At 68.7% G+C, this 15005-nt stretch carries 19 protein-coding genes and 2 pseudogenes; 10 read left to right on the plus strand and 11 right to left on the minus strand.

Features of this window, described 5'->3' with window-relative positions:
- Positions 1-12: 12 nt before the first annotated feature.
- On the plus strand, positions 13-639 hold the full coding sequence (locus tag MLGJGCBP_RS11915; protein WP_095864132.1) for a precorrin-8X methylmutase: 627 nt from the start codon (positions 13-15) through the stop codon (positions 637-639).
- Positions 636-2138, plus strand: a complete 1503-nt coding sequence (locus tag MLGJGCBP_RS11920; RefSeq protein ID WP_160095780.1) for a precorrin-2 C(20)-methyltransferase — start codon at positions 636-638, stop codon at positions 2136-2138. The genes MLGJGCBP_RS11915 and MLGJGCBP_RS11920 overlap by 4 nt, the downstream gene beginning before the upstream one ends.
- Positions 2139-2157: 19 nt before the next feature.
- Here MLGJGCBP_RS11920 and MLGJGCBP_RS11925 read toward each other — a convergent pair whose 3' ends face one another.
- Together MLGJGCBP_RS11925 and MLGJGCBP_RS11930 are read right to left on the minus strand one after the other, a co-directional pair.
- Complete coding sequence (locus tag MLGJGCBP_RS11925; protein WP_087557472.1) at positions 2158-3063, minus strand: serine hydrolase; 906 nt, start codon at positions 3061-3063, stop codon at positions 2158-2160.
- Positions 3060-3953, minus strand: coding sequence for a LysR family transcriptional regulator (locus MLGJGCBP_RS11930; protein ID WP_160095782.1), 894 nt, complete (start codon positions 3951-3953; stop codon positions 3060-3062). Before MLGJGCBP_RS11930 ends, MLGJGCBP_RS11925 begins: the two co-directional genes overlap by 4 nt.
- 147 nt (positions 3954-4100) lie before the next feature.
- On the opposite strand from MLGJGCBP_RS11930, the gene bla reads away from it, so the two are divergent.
- Complete coding sequence (gene bla / locus MLGJGCBP_RS11935) at positions 4101-5072, plus strand: class A beta-lactamase (RefSeq protein WP_160095784.1); 972 nt, start codon at positions 4101-4103, stop codon at positions 5070-5072.
- On the opposite strand, the gene MLGJGCBP_RS11940 is transcribed toward bla, so the two are convergent.
- Both MLGJGCBP_RS11940 and MLGJGCBP_RS11945 read right to left on the minus strand, forming a co-directional pair.
- Positions 5047-5874 carry an alpha/beta fold hydrolase gene (locus tag MLGJGCBP_RS11940; protein ID WP_160095786.1) on the minus strand — a complete coding sequence of 276 codons (828 nt, stop codon included), beginning with the start codon at positions 5872-5874 and terminating at the stop codon, positions 5047-5049. The two genes, bla and MLGJGCBP_RS11940, sit on opposite strands and share 26 nt — an antisense overlap.
- Positions 5875-5944: 70 nt before the next feature.
- The gene (locus MLGJGCBP_RS11945; RefSeq protein WP_087557475.1) at positions 5945-6298 is read right to left on the minus strand and encodes a serine recombinase; all 354 of its coding nucleotides are present in this window, start codon (positions 6296-6298) and stop codon (positions 5945-5947) included.
- Positions 6299-6518: 220 nt separating this feature from the next.
- Between MLGJGCBP_RS11945 and MLGJGCBP_RS11950 the strand changes: the two genes are divergently transcribed.
- A complete protein-coding gene (locus tag MLGJGCBP_RS11950) occupies positions 6519-6713 on the plus strand; it encodes a hypothetical protein (RefSeq protein ID WP_087557476.1) in 195 nt (64 codons plus the stop codon).
- A 14-nt stretch (positions 6714-6727) separates the two neighbouring features.
- On the opposite strand, the pseudogene MLGJGCBP_RS53725 reads toward MLGJGCBP_RS11950, so the two are convergent.
- A pseudogene (locus tag MLGJGCBP_RS53725) lies at positions 6728-6954 on the minus strand (MerR family DNA-binding transcriptional regulator).
- A 12-nt stretch (positions 6955-6966) separates the two neighbouring features.
- Here MLGJGCBP_RS53725 and MLGJGCBP_RS54270 point away from each other — a divergent pair.
- Positions 6967-7386: pseudogene (locus MLGJGCBP_RS54270) on the plus strand (MFS transporter); the annotation flags it as partial.
- A 22-nt stretch (positions 7387-7408) separates the two neighbouring features.
- On the plus strand, positions 7409-7651 hold the full coding sequence (locus MLGJGCBP_RS54275; protein WP_236581042.1) for a hypothetical protein: 243 nt from the start codon (positions 7409-7411) through the stop codon (positions 7649-7651).
- Here the strand turns inward: MLGJGCBP_RS54275 and MLGJGCBP_RS11965 are convergent.
- From MLGJGCBP_RS11965 to MLGJGCBP_RS54280, 3 genes are all read right to left on the minus strand, one after another.
- A complete protein-coding gene (locus tag MLGJGCBP_RS11965; protein ID WP_160095788.1) occupies positions 7648-8484 on the minus strand; it encodes an HpcH/HpaI aldolase/citrate lyase family protein in 837 nt (278 codons plus the stop codon). The genes MLGJGCBP_RS54275 and MLGJGCBP_RS11965 overlap by 4 nt on opposite strands.
- 130 nt (positions 8485-8614) lie before the next feature.
- On the minus strand, positions 8615-8902 hold the full coding sequence (locus tag MLGJGCBP_RS11970; RefSeq protein WP_087557478.1) for a hypothetical protein: 288 nt from the start codon (positions 8900-8902) through the stop codon (positions 8615-8617).
- Positions 8903-8969: 67 nt separating this feature from the next.
- Entirely contained in the window at positions 8970-9695 is a 726-nt protein-coding gene (locus MLGJGCBP_RS54280; RefSeq protein ID WP_160095790.1) for a transglycosylase family protein, read from the minus strand.
- 356 nt (positions 9696-10051) lie between these two features.
- Between MLGJGCBP_RS54280 and MLGJGCBP_RS11980 the strand changes: the two genes are divergently transcribed.
- Positions 10052-10723, plus strand: coding sequence for a MurR/RpiR family transcriptional regulator (locus MLGJGCBP_RS11980; RefSeq protein ID WP_160095792.1), 672 nt, complete (start codon positions 10052-10054; stop codon positions 10721-10723).
- A gap of 44 nt (positions 10724-10767) precedes the next feature.
- Here MLGJGCBP_RS11980 and MLGJGCBP_RS11985 read toward each other — a convergent pair whose 3' ends face one another.
- On the minus strand, positions 10768-10962 hold the full coding sequence (locus tag MLGJGCBP_RS11985; protein WP_160095794.1) for a hypothetical protein: 195 nt from the start codon (positions 10960-10962) through the stop codon (positions 10768-10770).
- Entirely contained in the window at positions 10959-11552 is a 594-nt protein-coding gene (locus MLGJGCBP_RS11990; RefSeq protein ID WP_160095796.1) for a hypothetical protein, read from the minus strand. The genes MLGJGCBP_RS11985 and MLGJGCBP_RS11990 overlap by 4 nt, the downstream gene beginning before the upstream one ends.
- Positions 11553-11686: 134 nt before the next feature.
- Here MLGJGCBP_RS11990 and MLGJGCBP_RS11995 point away from each other — a divergent pair, with 134 nt between their 5' ends.
- From MLGJGCBP_RS11995 to MLGJGCBP_RS12005, 3 genes are all read left to right on the plus strand, one after another.
- Positions 11687-12400 (plus strand): hypothetical protein, encoded by a 714-nt coding sequence (locus tag MLGJGCBP_RS11995; protein WP_160095798.1) that lies wholly within the window; start codon positions 11687-11689, stop codon positions 12398-12400.
- A gap of 80 nt (positions 12401-12480) precedes the next feature.
- Positions 12481-13881, plus strand: a complete 1401-nt coding sequence (locus MLGJGCBP_RS12000) for a phenylacetate--CoA ligase family protein (RefSeq protein ID WP_160095800.1) — start codon at positions 12481-12483, stop codon at positions 13879-13881.
- Between the two features lie 137 nt (positions 13882-14018).
- Positions 14019-14336 carry a chorismate mutase gene (locus MLGJGCBP_RS12005; protein WP_160095802.1) on the plus strand — a complete coding sequence of 106 codons (318 nt, stop codon included), beginning with the start codon at positions 14019-14021 and terminating at the stop codon, positions 14334-14336.
- Between the two features lie 106 nt (positions 14337-14442).
- Here the strand turns inward: MLGJGCBP_RS12005 and MLGJGCBP_RS12010 are convergent, their stop codons facing one another.
- Positions 14443-14961 (minus strand): DoxX family protein, encoded by a 519-nt coding sequence (locus tag MLGJGCBP_RS12010; RefSeq protein ID WP_160095804.1) that lies wholly within the window; start codon positions 14959-14961, stop codon positions 14443-14445.
- Positions 14962-15005: the final 44 nt, after the last annotated feature.

A 15005-nucleotide genomic window follows, 5' to 3' on the forward strand; every position in this document is an offset into this window, starting at 1 on the left:
TATCGTGAGCGGATGATCGAGTACATCCGAGACGGCGCGGAGATCTACCGCCAGTCCTTCGCCACGATCCGCGCCGAAGCGGATCTCAGTGCCTTTCCCGAGGACGTCTCACAGGCCGTGGTCCGCATGATCCACGCGAGCGGTCAGGTCGATCTCGTGGACGACGTCGCGTTCACCCCCGGCGTCGTGAAGGCCGCCCGCGCGGCGCTGGCGGACGGCGCCCCCATCCTGTGCGACGCGCAGATGGTCGCTGCCGGCGTGACCCGCAAGCGTCTCCCGGCGGACAACGAGGTGATCTGCACCCTGCGCGACCCCCGGGTTCCGGTGCTGGCGGAGCAGATCGGGAACACCCGCTCGGCGGCCGCGCTCGAATTGTGGGGCAGCAAGCTCGAGGGCGCCGTCGTCGCGATCGGCAACGCCCCGACCGCCCTGTTCTACCTGCTGGACATGATCGAATCCGGTGCACCCCGGCCTGCCGCTATCGTGGGCGGCCCGGTCGGTTTCATCGGTGCGGCGGAGTCGAAGGAAGCATTGATCGAGCACCCGAGCGGACTCGACTATCTGGTGGTCCGCGGCCGCCGCGGTGGCAGTGCCATCACGGCTGCGGCGCTGAATGCGATTGCGAGCGAAGTCGAATGAGTTCCGAAGAGCGGTCGACCGGCAAGCTGTGGGGCGTCGGCATCGGACCGGGCGACCCGGAACTGGTGACGGTCAAGGCCGCGCGGGTCATCGCCGAGGCCGACGTGGTGGCGTTCCACAGCGCCCGGCACGGCAAGAGCATCTCCCGCGCGGTCGCGGCCCCGTACCTGCGTGAGGGTCAGATCGAGGAACACCTCGTCTACCCGGTCACCACCGAGACCGTCGACCACCCGGGCGGATACCAGGGGGCGATGGACGAGTTCTACGAGGAAGCGTCGCAGCGGCTCGCCGCGCACCTCGAGGCCGGCCGTTCGGTGGCGCTCCTCGCGGCGGGCGACCCGCTGTTCTACAGCTCCTACATGCACATGCACAAGAGGCTGGCACCGCGCTTCGAGGCGGAGGTGATTCCCGGCGTGACGTCGATCAGCGCCGCCTCGGCCGCACTGGCGATGCCGCTCGTCGAGGGCGAGGAAATCCTCACCGTCCTGCCCGGCACCCTGCCGCGCGGTGAGCTGACGCGGCGCCTGCGGGAGACCGACGCCGCCGCGATCCTGAAACTCGGACGCACCTACCCGGCCGTGCGGCAGGCGTTGAAAGACTCCGGTCGCATCGACGAGACATGGTACGTCGAGCGGGCCAGCACGACCCGGCAGAAGATCGACCACGCGGACGACGTGTCGGACAGCGACGTGCCCTACTTCTCGATCGCCATCGTGCCCAGTCCGTCGAACGCCCGCCGCGACGACCAGCCGCCACAGGGCGAACTCGTCGTCGTCGGGCTCGGCCCCGGCGATCAGGCCTGGACGACCCCCGAAGTGCAGCACGAACTGTCGCTGGCCACCGACCTCGTCGGATACGGGCCGTACATCGACCGGGTCCCCGAACGTCCGGGCCAGCGCCGGCACTCCAGCGACAACCGGGTCGAGGCCGAACGCGCCGCGATGGCGCTCGACCTCGCCAAGAACGGGGCCCGCGTCGCCGTCGTGTCCTCGGGCGACCCCGGTGTGTTCGCGATGGCCGCGGCGGTGCTGGAAGTGGCCGCCGAGGAACAGTGGCGGGGCGTCCCCGTCCGCGTGCTGCCCGGCATGACCGCCGCGAACGCCGTGGCCAGCCGGGTCGGCGCACCCCTCGGACACGACTACGCCGTGCTGTCCCTGTCCGACCGGCTCAAGCCGTGGGATGTTGTGGCGCAACGTATCTCGGCGGTCGCGAGCGCCGACATGGCCTTCGCCGTCTACAACCCGGCGTCGAAGTCACGCACCTGGCAGGTCGCCGCGATGCGCGACCTCGTGCTCGAGCACCGCTCCCCCGACACCCCGGTGATCATCGGCCGCGACGTGGCGGGCGCGCAGGAATCGGTGCGGGTCGTGCGCCTCGCCGACCTCGACCCCGCCGAGATCGACATGCGGTGCCTGCTCATCGTGGGCTCCTCCATGACGACCGTCGTCGAGAACGAACACGGGACGAGGGTCTTCACGCCCCGGCGCTATCCGGGCTGAGCTGGCACCGGGGCAGCCATCATGCGACGCTGCCGGAGCGGAGTTCGGTCACCGCGATCCGGGCGGCGTGCCCGATCGCGGCATCGACCACCGGTAGCACCGGGTCCGTGCGGGCGGCACGGGTGAAGACGGCGACGGCGACGGGAATCTCCCCGGGAAACGTCACGACTGCCACCTCGTTGCGGATGGCGCCGATGGTGCCGGTCTTCCCGGCGACGTCCACCCCGGAGTGCGGAAACCCGGAACGGATGCGGTGCTGCCAGATCTGCGCGGACATCACGTGCCGGACGAACTCGCCCTGCGCCCCGGGCACCGCCCGTCCGGCCCAGATCGCGTCGAGAAGAGACGTCATCTCCCGCGGGGTCGTCGCGCTCGCGTACGACGGGTCGTATGCGGACACCGTCCACGCCTCGTCGTTGTCGGCCAGCGCCGCGAATGCTTCGGCGGTGGTGTGCGCGTGGGCGTCGATGACCAGGCTGCGGTGAGCATCGGCGGTGCCGCCGATGATGCGGGTGCTCGTCAAACCCAATTCCGACAGTGCCCGCTCGACGCTCTCGAGTCCCACCTGCCCGAGAACCAGGTCGGCGGCCGCGTTGTCGGACACGGTCATCATCGACAGCGCCAGATCCCGCCAGCTCAGCACCACCGGGTCGCGGAACGTCGACACTCCGGTCGGTCCCGGGGTGCAGTCGGCCGGATTGACCCGGACGGTCGCGGTCGGCGACAACTCCCCGGATTCGAAAGCGCGGCACAGGGCCACGAGCAGCGGAAGTTTGTAGACGGACGCGAGCACGACGAGGTCGTCCGCGCCGACTGCGATGTCGGTTGCGTCGTCGACCGGGGTTCCGACGCGGCGGGCGTGCAACCATCCGGTGCACCCGGCGTCGGCGAAGACGTCCCGGATCCGCTTCTCCGCCGATGTCATCGATCGGCCCTGACCAGCACCCGGTCGAGGGCCGCGGCAGACGGTGCGACGTCGGCCCCGGAGCGCCAGACGATGCGCACGCGCAGCGAGAGGTCGTCGCGCAGCAGATCGACCCAGGCCACACCCGGCATCGCCGTGGGCGGCGTCGCCGTCACCCCGAAGTGCCCGCCGGCGGACACGCGCGTGAGGAGTTCCCGCTGCCCCGAGGCGATCACGATGTCCGGGTCCAGACCCCGGACCCGCCACAGGTCGACGAACAGGTCGTGGGCCGGCGGATTGTCCGAGCGCGGACCGGTGGCCAGCATCAGCCCCCGCAGCATCCGGACCTGCGCCTTCTTTGCGGTTGCCACCGGGTGGTCGTCGGGCACCACCACCCACCGCCGCAGCTTGATCACCGGGCCGCTGTCGAGCCCCGTCAGCAGGGCCGGGTGTTCGACCACGGCGACGTCGAGGCTGCCCGCACGGAGGGCGTCCACGAGTTCGGTGGTGGGCGCCGTGGTCGTCTCCACCCGGGTAGGGTGCGTGGCGTCGGCGTCGCGTAGCGCACGGACACACCGCACCACCACGGCGTCGGCCACCGAGTGCGGGACACCCCATCGCACCACCGCGTCGCGACCACCCGCGATGCGGTGCGCCTCGTCCTCGAATCGGGTCGCGTCGTCCACGAGAAGCCGCGCACGCGGGAGCAATTGGCGTCCGGCGTCGGTGAGTCCGACGCCGCGGGCACTGCGCTGAATCAACTCCGTGCCGAGTCTCTGTTCGAGCCGGCGGACCCCCTGCGACAGCGGCGGCTGCGTCATGCCGAGTCGCGACGCGGCATTCCCGAAGTGTCCCTCTTCGGCAACGGCGACAAAGAAACTCAGATGGCGAAGCAGATCCATGGCGCCCATTGAACCAGTTCCGACCGCCCGGTTCGGGCGACACCGCCACTTCGCGCACACAAAACGCCCCCCTGAACTGGAGTGATAGCGCACCCGACTCGCGGCGAAGGTCGAGTCGTCTTTGCGCTATGGGCAGGGGCACCCCACATTGGATCCATGCCCAGACATCGACATCACCCAAAGCCCAATCATCCGAAGCCTCGGCGCACCGGTCGTCGCGGCGCCGTTGCCCTGGCAGTGGCTCTGCCGCTGCTGGTCGGGGCGTGCACGGCCACCGCGGAGCAGACCCCACCCGCGACGTCGGAGGTGGTGGCGGCGCCGGATCGCCAGTCCCTCGACGCGAAAATCGAGGCACTGGAGGCGCAGTACGCCACGCGGATCGGCGTGACGGCCGTCGATCCCGCGACCGGCGCGGTCTACAGCCACCGGGGCGACGAACGGTTCGCCATGTGTTCGACGTTCAAGGCCTACGCGTCCGCCGCGGTCCTGCGCAAGATCGAGGACGGGTCGACGTCCCTCGACAAGACTGTGGTGATCGAACCCGGCGATCTCGTCGAGAACTCGCCGGTCACCGCCGCTGCCGTGGGCACCCCGATGACGTTGGGGCAGATTGCCGAAGCGGCGCTGACCCGGAGCGACAACACCGCCGGAAACTATCTGCTCCGCGAGATCGGCGGCCCGCAGGCGATCACCGCACTCGCCCGCGACCTCGGCGACGAGAGCACACGACTGGATCGGTGGGAGACCGAACTCAACACCGCATTCCGCGGCGATCCCCGGGACACGACGACACCGACCGGCCTCGCCCAGGGTTTCCGGGCGCTGCTCCTGGACGATGCGCTCGACGCAGCGAGCCGCGATCAGCTGCTGGACTGGATGCGGGCGAGCAAGACTTCGGACAAGCGGATGCGTGCCGGTCTGCCGCCCGGATGGACCGCCGCCGACAAGACCGGTGGCGGCGGGTTCGGGACCGCCAACGACGCCGGCGTCGCCTGGAGCCCGGACGGCTCCCCCGTCGTCCTCGCCGTCCTCACCGACAGCCTCACGAATCAGGAAGGCGCGCAGGGAAACAACCAGGCGATCGCCGACACGACCGCCGCCGTCATCGAGGGTTTGACTGCGCCGTGAGCCACCTGTGCAGAGACACCGCCAGTTCGACGGGAGCGTCGAACTGGATCAGGTGCCCGGCGCCGTCGATGACCTCGAGTGTCGCACCGGGGATGAGGCGCGCCAGTTCCTCGGCCCGGTCGACGGGGATCCACGCATCGTCTCTGCCCCACACGACCGCAACGGGAAGGTCGATCGACGCGTACCGGTCCTGGACCTCGTCGGTGTAACGCTCGTCGGCCTGGGCGATCTGCCGGTAGAACGCGACCTGACCCTCCTCCGACAGCCACGGCGTGGTCAGCACGGCCATCTGAGCCGGGGTCAGGCCGCGGTGGGATGCGCCCGCGACGTACGCCTCGAGGGCACCTCGGTGCACGGACGCCGGTTGCGCAGCGAAGACGTCGGCGTTGTCCGCGACGAGCCGGAAGTAGTCGGATCCCCACGGCCGCAGCGCCACCACGTCTATCAGGGCCAGCGAGGCGTACCGCGCGCCGTGCAGAAGATGGGCGCGGAGCGAGACGGCGCCCCCGTAGTCGTGCGCGACGACATGAGGTGCGTCGAGGTTCCAATGCCGGACGAGGTCGGCGAGCAGTTTCCCCTGGACGCCGAGATCGACGTCGTGGGCGCCGTCCTTCGACGACTGCCCGTACCCGGGCATGTCCCACAGGTAGACCGAGAACTCGGCGGCGAGTGCGCGTGCGAACGGCCACCACAGCTGCGAAGACCACGGCGTCCCGTGGCACATCACCACGGCGGGGCCGTTCCCGAACCTGTCCCACGCCACCGATCTGCCGCGCCATTCGACGGTCTGCGAAAGCTCCACACCCGCAGTGTGCCATCCCCGCACGTGAGTGGCACGGTGTACGGACGCACACCGTGCCACTCACCTATGGCTAATGCACGAGGCCGCTTTCGAGTACCGACTGCCCGCCGTCGACATCGTGGCGGCAATCGACTGGGCGCAGCGACCTTCCGCCCTCGGCGACCCGCCGACCGGCCACCGTCAGCATCGGGCGCGGAATCCCGATACCCATCACCGGCACGCCCGTCACATACCCTTCTTTGTAGAGATGATTCGACGCGTCGGCCACGTCGTCCCGGGTCAAGGGCGACGGCGCCCAGCCCACGGTCTCACCGACAGCGTCCGCGTCCAGAATCGGACTCCGATACCCTTCGGTCGCCTTCGCGAGAAGCCAACGCAGAACAGCGTCACGAACCGCCCATTGACGATCGGTAGCTGCATTCACATTTCAGTCCTCCGGTAGATGGCGTTGATGCCTGCATGCACCATAGCCACCGGCAGGGAATAAGCAAGTTCGTGAGCTTTACTGCGCTTCTTGTGATCTCACGAATAGACTCCGGTGGACTTTCCCGCTGTCCCCGGTATGGTCGGGACGCCGATGCCGCACCTCGAGGCGGGACGTGAATTTCGCCGTGCCCGCCCGTCAGCCGCCCTACGATGGATGAATGGAGACCGGAACCGACGCGACCAAGACCTGTTCGTCCTGCCACGGTCCGATCGGATACGAAATCAAGGACGCCCACGCCGGATTCGCGTCGCTGCCTCCGGGCAAACGGTACCGGGTCTTCCACTGCATGAATCGATGCTCACGATCGGCCCCCGACGGCCTCGAATGCGGACACCGCCACGAATACCTCTGACCGACCCGGCATCATCAGAGCCGGTTCGGACCCGAACCCTGTACGGCGAGTTCGTCTTCGGGGTTGAGCAAACAGCACGCCTTCATCGACAGATACCCGCACCCGATGCATCCGGTGAGTTCGTGTTCGCGTCGACGAGATCAGCCCGAGTTGCTCGTAGTAGTGGAGCGCCGACACGGCCACACCCGGTGCGGCGGGACACCTCCCCCACCGGCAGCAGGTCCTTCGGTTCCAAAGACATCGCATCTTCCCCTTCCTGACGACGAGTCTGCTGCCCACCGCCATCGGCGAACTCGGTCGCGAATCGCTGTATGCCTGGAGCGCGACCGTCTTCATGGTGGCGTCGGTGATCTCGTCGATGACCGTGAGTCGCCTCCTCGCACACCGCGGGGCGCTCGGTGCGTATCTGTTCGCTCTGGCGCCGTTCTTCGCGGGCACGATGGTCTGCGCGATCGGCCCGTCGATGGAGGTGCTGCTCGTCGGACGTGCAGTGCAGGGGATCGGTGGGGGCCTTCTCGCCGGTCTGAGTTACGCCGTACTGCGCGAGGCGTTGCCCGAACGTCTGTGGGCCGGCGCGACCGCATTGGTGTCGGCGATGTGGGGCGTGGGAACTCTCGCCGGACCGGCGATCGGCGGGCTGTTCGCCCAGCTCGGCCACTGGCGGCTCGCGTTCGTCGCGCCTGATGGTCGCCGCCATGCAGAGCACCGACGACGCTCAGGAGGGCGCCAAGGCGGCGGCCGGGCTCAACACGGTCGAGTTGATCGCAATGGCCGTCGGGTCCGCGGTCGCCGGTGTGCTGGTCAATCTCGGCGCACCCTCGACCCTCACCTCGGCGCAACTGCTGTTCCTCGGTCTCGGCGTCATCGCGACGGCCGGCGTGTTCACCGCCTACCGCGCGACCCGGCAACCCGACCGGGACAGCGCCGACCCGTCCTAGGCCCGCGCCGCGAAGTGGTCCGCGCGACGGAGGATGTCGTGGGCGCGGGCGAGTTGCGGCGGATGCCCACCGTGCGTGACACGGCTGCCGTCCGACCCCAGTCGCTCGATCGTCGACTCGGCCCAGGAGATGTCGTCCGAGTCCGGCGCCAACGCGGTGTTGATTACGGGTACCTGCTCGTTCACGAGGGTCAGTTTCCCCGTCATCCCCATCTCTCGGGAATGTCGAGTGTCTTCCCGGACGATCTCGGCGCGCTGCGCCAGCGTCGGCCCGTCGATCGGAGCCGCGATCCGGGCAGCCCGGCTGGCATTGACGAGCCGGGACCGGGCGTACGCCAACGCCATCGGCGTACGTCCGGCGCCGGTGTCGCGGCAGTAGTCGCCGATCCCGAACGCGAGTCGGGCGACGGGACCGGTGCGCGCGATGTCGTCCACGGCCACCACGGCCTCCGCCGATTCGATGAGGGCGACCACGGGGACACCGGGGATCTCGGCGGCGGTGTCCCGCACCTGTCCGGGCCCTTCGGTTTTCGACAGCATCAGCCCGCGCAGCCCGGGCAGGCCGCGGATCGCGTCGAGGTCGCGCTGCCAGTGCGCGGTGGTTGCGTCGTTGATCCGGACCCAGCCCGGGTTCCGTTCGAGCCACGCGGCGGCGACGGCACGCCCCTCGTCCTTCGCGGCGAACGGCAAGCCGTCCTCGAGGTCGATGATCAGCGCGTCGGCGCCCGAGGCGGCCGCCGCGGCGAGAACCTCGCTCCCGACCGCGGGGACCAGAAGCCAACTTCTCGCCATCGCCAGGTCGATCTCGCTGCGCTGGGCTGTCTCGATGCTCATGCTGTTCTTTCCTCGACCATACCGAGGAGTCTGCGCTTCACCGCGCGCCGGCACACTCGACGAAGCGGAGTGCGGTGGACGTGTCCGGGCACCGCTTCGTCAGGTGCGGCGCCGACCTGTGCGGTCCGCCTCAGAAGTCGAAGCCCCAGTTGGCGGGGTTGAAGACGACGCGGTACCAGACGGCGGTGGCCGAGTCGAACGTGCACGGCACGATCACGACTCCGGACGTCTGTTCGAGCGCCGCGGCCTTCCCGCAGAAGTACTCCGCGCCTTCGCCGGACGTCTCGGCACGGTAGACGGGTCCGACATGCCATGGTTCGGCGCTCGCGGAACCGGCGCCGACGGTGGCTCCGAGGACGAGAGGTGCGGCCAGGATCCCGGCCAATGCTGCAGCACGCCGAGCGGACTTCTTCTGCACGAGAGCTCCTTCGTAGGCGACGACACAACAGTTCCGTGTGGTTAGTTCGCACAAGAAGCGTCGGACGTTACCGCGGTGCTGCGGCCCTCTCCTCGAACTCCTCACTCGACCCGTTCTGCGCGGCGAGCGCGCGGGCTCGGTCCAGTGCCTCCTGGGCGGCCGCCTTCACCGTGGCGGGATCCTCGCCTGTCGCAGGCGCTTCGACCGGTGCGGGCGTCTCGACGACGTCGGGAGTCTCCGCGAGATCGGGTGTTTCGACAGCGTCCGGCGTCTCGACGACATCCGGCGTCTCCACGAGGCCGGGCGTCTTGACGGGGTCGGGAGTCTTGACGATGTCCGGCGTCTTGACGGGGTCGGGAGTCTTGACGACGTCCGGCGTCTTGACGGGGTCGGGAGTCTCGATTGCCGGTGCAGGCGCCTTGGTGACGGGGGGTACCTCGACGGGCGCTGTACCACCCTTCTTCAGATACTGGCCGCACACCGGCCACGCGCCGGGGCCTTGGGTTTTCAGGACGTTCTCGGCGACCCGGATCTGCTCGGCCTCACTGGCTTCCGAGGGGTCGCCCTTCCCGCCGTTCGCCTTCCAGGTCTCCGGCGTGAACTGCAGGCCGCCGTAGAACCCGTTTCCGGTGTCGGTGGTCCAGTCTCCGCCGCTTTCGCACTCCGCGACTTCTTCCCAGTCGTGCGGCGCGCCGAACGCGGTTCCCGCGCCCAGCCCCAGTAGAACGGTGGCGGCCGCGCCGATCAGGGCGATCCAGCCGAAGGTGCGTTTCTCCATGTTGCGAGTGGTCATGCTGGCTCAATCCTCTCCGCGCCGGCGGACGCGGCGTGCCGGCGACTTCACGTCGATCGCCGGCCATCCTTTCGGTGCCTCGTCCCGCGCCTCGAAGGTGTCGGGATCACGAACCCGCGTCGGCAGATCTGCAGCGGCGGGCCCCCGAACGTGGCCTCCTCCCGAAATTCACACGGCATGAACAAGGTACGGATGTTCGACTATTGAGAAACGCGAGTGAAAATTGTGTGGTTCTGAGGTTTCGATACCGTTTCGAAGCCATGTCGTGACAATTCCGACATCTGTTGAACGCGCGTGCAAATGCCGAATGACGGTGCGGTGAACGGACCCTCCCGTCCGTCGGAGGTGGCGGTGCAGTGACTACCCCTGACGATCCCGACACCGCCGGAGTCCGCCGGCGCGGGGACGAACAGGACAGTGCCGACATGCCGCATGGCTCAGCCGATCCGTGGCGCTCGAGCGCCACCCCGGCGCGGTTGCGCACCGGCCTGGCCACTCTGGGCCCCGGGGAGCAGCGGGTCGCGCGGGCCGTATTCGCCGAGCCCGCGGCGGTGGTCGAGTTGTCGACGGCGGAACTGGCGGCGGCGTCGGGAACGTCGCCGGCGACGGTGGTTCGGGCGTGCCAGCGACTGGGTTTCCGTGGATTCCAACATCTTCGGCTCGAACTGACCCGTGTGACATCGATTCCCGCCGGGTTCGCCGCCGTCGTGGACCTGATCGCGCGGGCACGTCGGATTCTGCTGGTGGGCAACGGTTTCTCGTCCCCATCGATCCAGGATTCCCCGTTGCGGTTCACCGCCGCGGGTCGCAGCGTGGAGGCGCCGCTCGACTTCCTGGGGCAGCAGTTCTCGGCGCGGATCAGCCAGTTGTCACAAAATTTCTCTCGGACGCGAACCTACTGTCCGGCGCTGTGTCCGACCATGGCTTTGCGAGCGCCGACGGCGGTGAGCACGTACGTCGGGATCGGCTGGCGGACAGGTCATCCGGATCCGGCATCCTCCCCGTGCTGCCGTCCGATATCGAAGTGACGTCGACGGAGAGCGCGGGCACCACCCCGGGGATCACGATGTCGTCACTCTTCGGGCGCGACGTGAGCGACGTCGTGTCCTGCCGCGGGACCGAATTGCGGTGCGCGGTCCGCGGCAGGATCGCCGCGACGAGCGAGGGCGACCCGATTGGCGCGGTCCGCCGCCGCGGTGCCGCGCATTGTCAACGGCGCGGTCTGCGAGATCGAATGGGCGCGAGTGTGGCGGGTCTTGTCGGTCAACCGCACCAACTCCCACAGTGTCGCGGACCCGGGGTAGTACTTCGCCCGATCGTGGGCGCCAGCCGCCACAATCCGGCGGCGGCGAGCACGTGCCACAGCGCGTGGCCCGGCAGAAGACTGTCGTCCACGGCACCGAGCAGAGCGCCGGACGCGAGGAACAGTGCCGCGACGATAGTCGTCCGCCGCAACTGCGGTCGGACGCGGGCGCGTTCCAGCGCGAGTCCCACGGCCACCGCGGCGAGCAGTGCCTGCACGATCGTCGACGCCGTCGGGCCGGCAGCCACGGTGGGAATCATCAGGAGCGGAACAACGAGCCACCACCCCGGCGACAGCCGACGCCCGAACCGATCGGTCGCGGCGTCGACGGCGATGTACGCGAGAAGCGTCGCGATCGGGATGTCGTGCGCGTATCCCTGCCACGGCGGGTCGGGCCCGTGCTGGACGAGCGACCCGAGACCGACCGCGACGACGAGCAGGCCGTAGGTGCTGGTCGGCGCGTCGCGCCGGCGACCCGCGAGGACTGCGAGGCCGGCGACCACGAAGGCCAGGCTGGTGACAGCGGCCGCGCGCTGCCAGACGAAGCCTCCCATCCTCCGAGGTTTCCAAAGTCGTCGCCGCACCGCAATCGCGACGCAGCGTTCGCGCAGAGAATGGGACACGGCGCGCCGACACACGGAGGACAAAACCTTCCAGTCGGACTTTTTCTGTGGCATCGTAACGCTCCATGGGGGAACCAACAGTGGACGCCGTCGCCATCTACCACGCACCCGCAGCGGACCGACGGGGCACACCGATGGTGGCGCTGGACTACGACGTCCAGCCCGGAACCCGGCATACGTTGTTGCAGAACCTTGCTGGGCGCGGGTGGCGGGATCCCAGCCCCGTGTTCGACGGTGTCGACGGGTTGACGTCGGCCGTGCTGTCGTTGCGCTCCGTCGACGGACGCACACTGGTGATCGAGGACGGCACGGACGTCCTCTTCGACGGCGTCGTCGTGCCGCCGGACGGGTGGCTCGAACACGTTCGCGCACTCGGTGCCGTCGGCGTGATCGCCGGAGCCGGAATCACGGCCGCGCCCGACTGGGAACGACAACTCCCCCGCCTGGCCCGCGAGAGCGAACTTCTCGGGTCGATCGCCACGGTCACGTTCACCGACGCCTTCGGCCGCGAGGATTTCCACGCGTTCGCATACGAGGTGCTCTCCGCGTTGCGTCCGGCACTGCCTCCCGACGCTCTGCACGAAGCGGGCTTCGCACTCGAGGACGACCGGCCTCAGCGCGCGATTCTCGAGGTCGTGGACAGTGCGGTGCGGCACCGGGTCGCCGTTCCGGCCCGCATCGTCGACAGTCTCCAACGGCGGGCCGCGGACCGCACGTCGTTCGGGTGGCGGGACGCTCGCACGATGAAGCGACTCCTGCGGAAGATTCACACCTCCTGACGGTCGGCACCCCGCTGTGCAAGACTCGAATACGCACGGACGGCAGTGGTGCGCCGGACCATCCTGATGCGGAGGGCGTCATGTCCCGATCGGTACCCGGAGATGCTCCGGACGACACGGGGCACACAGCGTACGCACGTGTGCGCGCCGGCCAGGTGAATGCGGTTCAGGCGGCCCTCGAGGACCACACGGGACGCCTGGATTGGCCGCGAGAGCAGATCGAGCGCTACCGGACCGCCCGACTGCGGGCCCTCCTCTCGCACGCCCGCGAGCGGTCGCCGTTTCACGCCCGGCGACTGCGCGGTCTCGATCCGTCGACGGCCACGGTCGCCGACCTGGCGTCGCTGCCGATGATGACCAAGCAGGACGCACAGGACGAGTGGGATACGATCGTCACCACTCGCGACCTCGACCGCGAGCGTGCCGAGCGGATTCTGGCCGGGCAGCAATGGTTTTCGTACACTCCGGGCGACGAACAGATCTTCAGCTCGGGTGGGTCGAGTGGGGTCCGCGGCGTGTATGTCTGGGACTGGCAGTTCTACGTGTCGGCCGCCTGCCTGGCCTGGCGGGTTCAGGCGCGGGAGGAACGGCGGGCACCCGTGTGGACTCCTTCCCGGCTCGCCGTGCTGGCCGCCGGCATCCCACCACATGCGAGCACCCCACTGTTCGATGTGCCGACCGCACCGGGAATGGAGACCGTCGTGATCCCGGCAGGTGCACCGTTCGGCGAGATCGTCGCCGCGGTGGCCGCCGCCCAGCCCACGCACCTGGTCGGATATGCGTCGGTGATCGGACGACTCGCCCGCGCCACACTGGCCGGTGATCTGCAGGTTCGCCCCGTCCGGGTGAGCACCAACTCCGAGCCGCTGCTGGACGAGGATCGGCAGGCCATCGGCGAAGCCTGGTCGGCGCCGATCCACAACCTCTGGGGGTCGACGGAGATCGGAGTGCAGGCCGTGGGTTGCGGACATGGCGAGGGTCTGCACGTGTGCGAGGACGAGGTCGTGCTCGAACGTGTCGACGACAGTGGCACGCCGGTCGCCGCCGATGCGCCCGCGGCGCGAACGCTCGCCACGGGCCTCGCCAACCGGACGTTTCCCTTCATCCGCTACGACCTCGGTGATCAGGTCACATTGCTGCCCGGCACCTGCCCGTGCGGAAGTGCGTTCATGCGTGTCGCCGACATCGGCGGGCGGCGCGACGACGATTTCCGATACGGGACGAAGACGGTGCCCGCGAGCACATTTCGATACGTCCTCGGCGCAGATCCGCGCGTTTCCGAGTATCAGGTCAGGCAGACCGCCGACGGTGCGGAAATCTTCGCGGTCGGCGACCCCGACGTGGCCCGGCTGACATCGGCTGTCGCCGCGGCGTTGCGCCGGCAAGGATTGTCCGATCCGCAGGTCCGAATCGACGTCGTCGACCACCTGCGGCGTCATCAGGCGAGCGGGAAATTGCAGCGGTTCATCGCACTGCGGTAACGCGGAATCGGTTCGCGGCACCCACTCGGTCGGCCCCGCCCGGACAGGGGTCGCCGATCCTCACCCCAGGGTGTCTGTCGTTGCGGACGCTCCCGTCCGACGATTGTCTTACACGGTCACCCAGTCGAGGAGCAACGATGACGGACAGTGATTCCGGGGCAGTCACCGAAGACGCCGCAGACGCAGTCTCCGACGGCACGGATCTGAATCGCGTTCACGCCGAGATCGCTCGCCTCGATGCGGAGATCCTGGATGCGGTGAATCGCCGCCTCGTTCTCGCACAGCTCGCGGCCCGCACCCGGGTCGAGTCCGGTGCACCGATGGTCGCGCTCGGTGGGGAGACCGACGTGATCCGCCGCTATCAGGACGAATTGGGCCCCCGGGGTTCGCTGCTGGCGCTGGAACTGCTCCGGCTGGCGCGGCCGCCCTTTTCGTCGACGTACCGAACACGGTAGTCGTACCGACACTCACCTCGGTCGACACCGATCGCGAGAGCAGTGCCCAGCAGTCTTCGCGACGCTGGGCACTGTTCGCCTGTTCAGGCGATCCGGGAGATGACGGTCATCGCCCGGGCTCACGAGACGTTCTTCCGGCGTTCACTTCCCGCAACTCGTCGGTGGGTCCGGATTCGCCGGCGGTGTCGCTGTCGTCGGCCTGCACCGTGCGCCCGCCACGAGTAAAGAGGCGATCGAGGGAGAGCGCACCGCCGCCGAGGAAGATCATCAGGAACAGTGCCCAGCAGAAGATGGCCGAGAGTTCACCGTTGTTCTGGATGGGGAGGGCACCGTCCGGCTGATGGCTCCAGAAGTAGGCGTACGCCATCGAACCCGAAGCGAGGAACGCCGCGATTCGCGTCCCGAGGCCGAGGAACAACGCGGCGCCGCAGACGAGTTGAATCACGGCACCCCACCAGCTCGGCCAGGCGCCTACCGCTGCGGTGTGCCCGCTGTGAGGTGCGGTCGGCCACGCGAACAACGTCGACGTTCCATGGCAGAAGAAGAGGAAGCCGATAACCACGCGGAACGCCTCGATGGCATAGTCGACAGTGGCGCCTTGAAGGCGTGAGCTCGTGTTTGTCACCTCGCAGAAGATAAGGCATGCCTGCCCTAAGCGTTGTACTTGCA

The sequence above is a fragment of the Rhodococcus sp. T7 genome (genome assembly GCF_009872365.1).
Classification (GTDB): domain Bacteria; phylum Actinomycetota; class Actinomycetes; order Mycobacteriales; family Mycobacteriaceae; genus Rhodococcus_F.

Coding starts and splice junctions, on each gene's coding strand:
- MLGJGCBP_RS11915 (WP_095864132.1), top strand. CDS start 13: ATGATCGAGTACATCCGAGACGGCGCGGAGATCTACCGCCAGTCCTTC.
- MLGJGCBP_RS11920 (WP_160095780.1), top strand. CDS start 636: ATGAGTTCCGAAGAGCGGTCGACCGGCAAGCTGTGGGGCGTCGGCATC.
- MLGJGCBP_RS11925 (WP_087557472.1), bottom strand. CDS start 3,063: ATGACATCGGCGGAGAAGCGGATCCGGGACGTCTTCGCCGACGCCGGG.
- MLGJGCBP_RS11930 (WP_160095782.1), bottom strand. CDS start 3,953: ATGGGCGCCATGGATCTGCTTCGCCATCTGAGTTTCTTTGTCGCCGTT.
- bla (WP_160095784.1), top strand. CDS start 4,101: ATGCCCAGACATCGACATCACCCAAAGCCCAATCATCCGAAGCCTCGG.
- MLGJGCBP_RS11950 (WP_087557476.1), top strand. CDS start 6,519: ATGGAGACCGGAACCGACGCGACCAAGACCTGTTCGTCCTGCCACGGT.
- MLGJGCBP_RS54275 (WP_236581042.1), top strand. CDS start 7,409: ATGCAGAGCACCGACGACGCTCAGGAGGGCGCCAAGGCGGCGGCCGGG.
- MLGJGCBP_RS11965 (WP_160095788.1), bottom strand. CDS start 8,484: ATGAGCATCGAGACAGCCCAGCGCAGCGAGATCGACCTGGCGATGGCG.
- MLGJGCBP_RS54280 (WP_160095790.1), bottom strand. CDS start 9,695: ATGACCACTCGCAACATGGAGAAACGCACCTTCGGCTGGATCGCCCTG.
- MLGJGCBP_RS11990 (WP_160095796.1), bottom strand. CDS start 11,552: ATGGGAGGCTTCGTCTGGCAGCGCGCGGCCGCTGTCACCAGCCTGGCC.
- MLGJGCBP_RS11995 (WP_160095798.1), top strand. CDS start 11,687: ATGGGGGAACCAACAGTGGACGCCGTCGCCATCTACCACGCACCCGCA.
- MLGJGCBP_RS12000 (WP_160095800.1), top strand. CDS start 12,481: ATGTCCCGATCGGTACCCGGAGATGCTCCGGACGACACGGGGCACACA.
- MLGJGCBP_RS12005 (WP_160095802.1), top strand. CDS start 14,019: ATGACGGACAGTGATTCCGGGGCAGTCACCGAAGACGCCGCAGACGCA.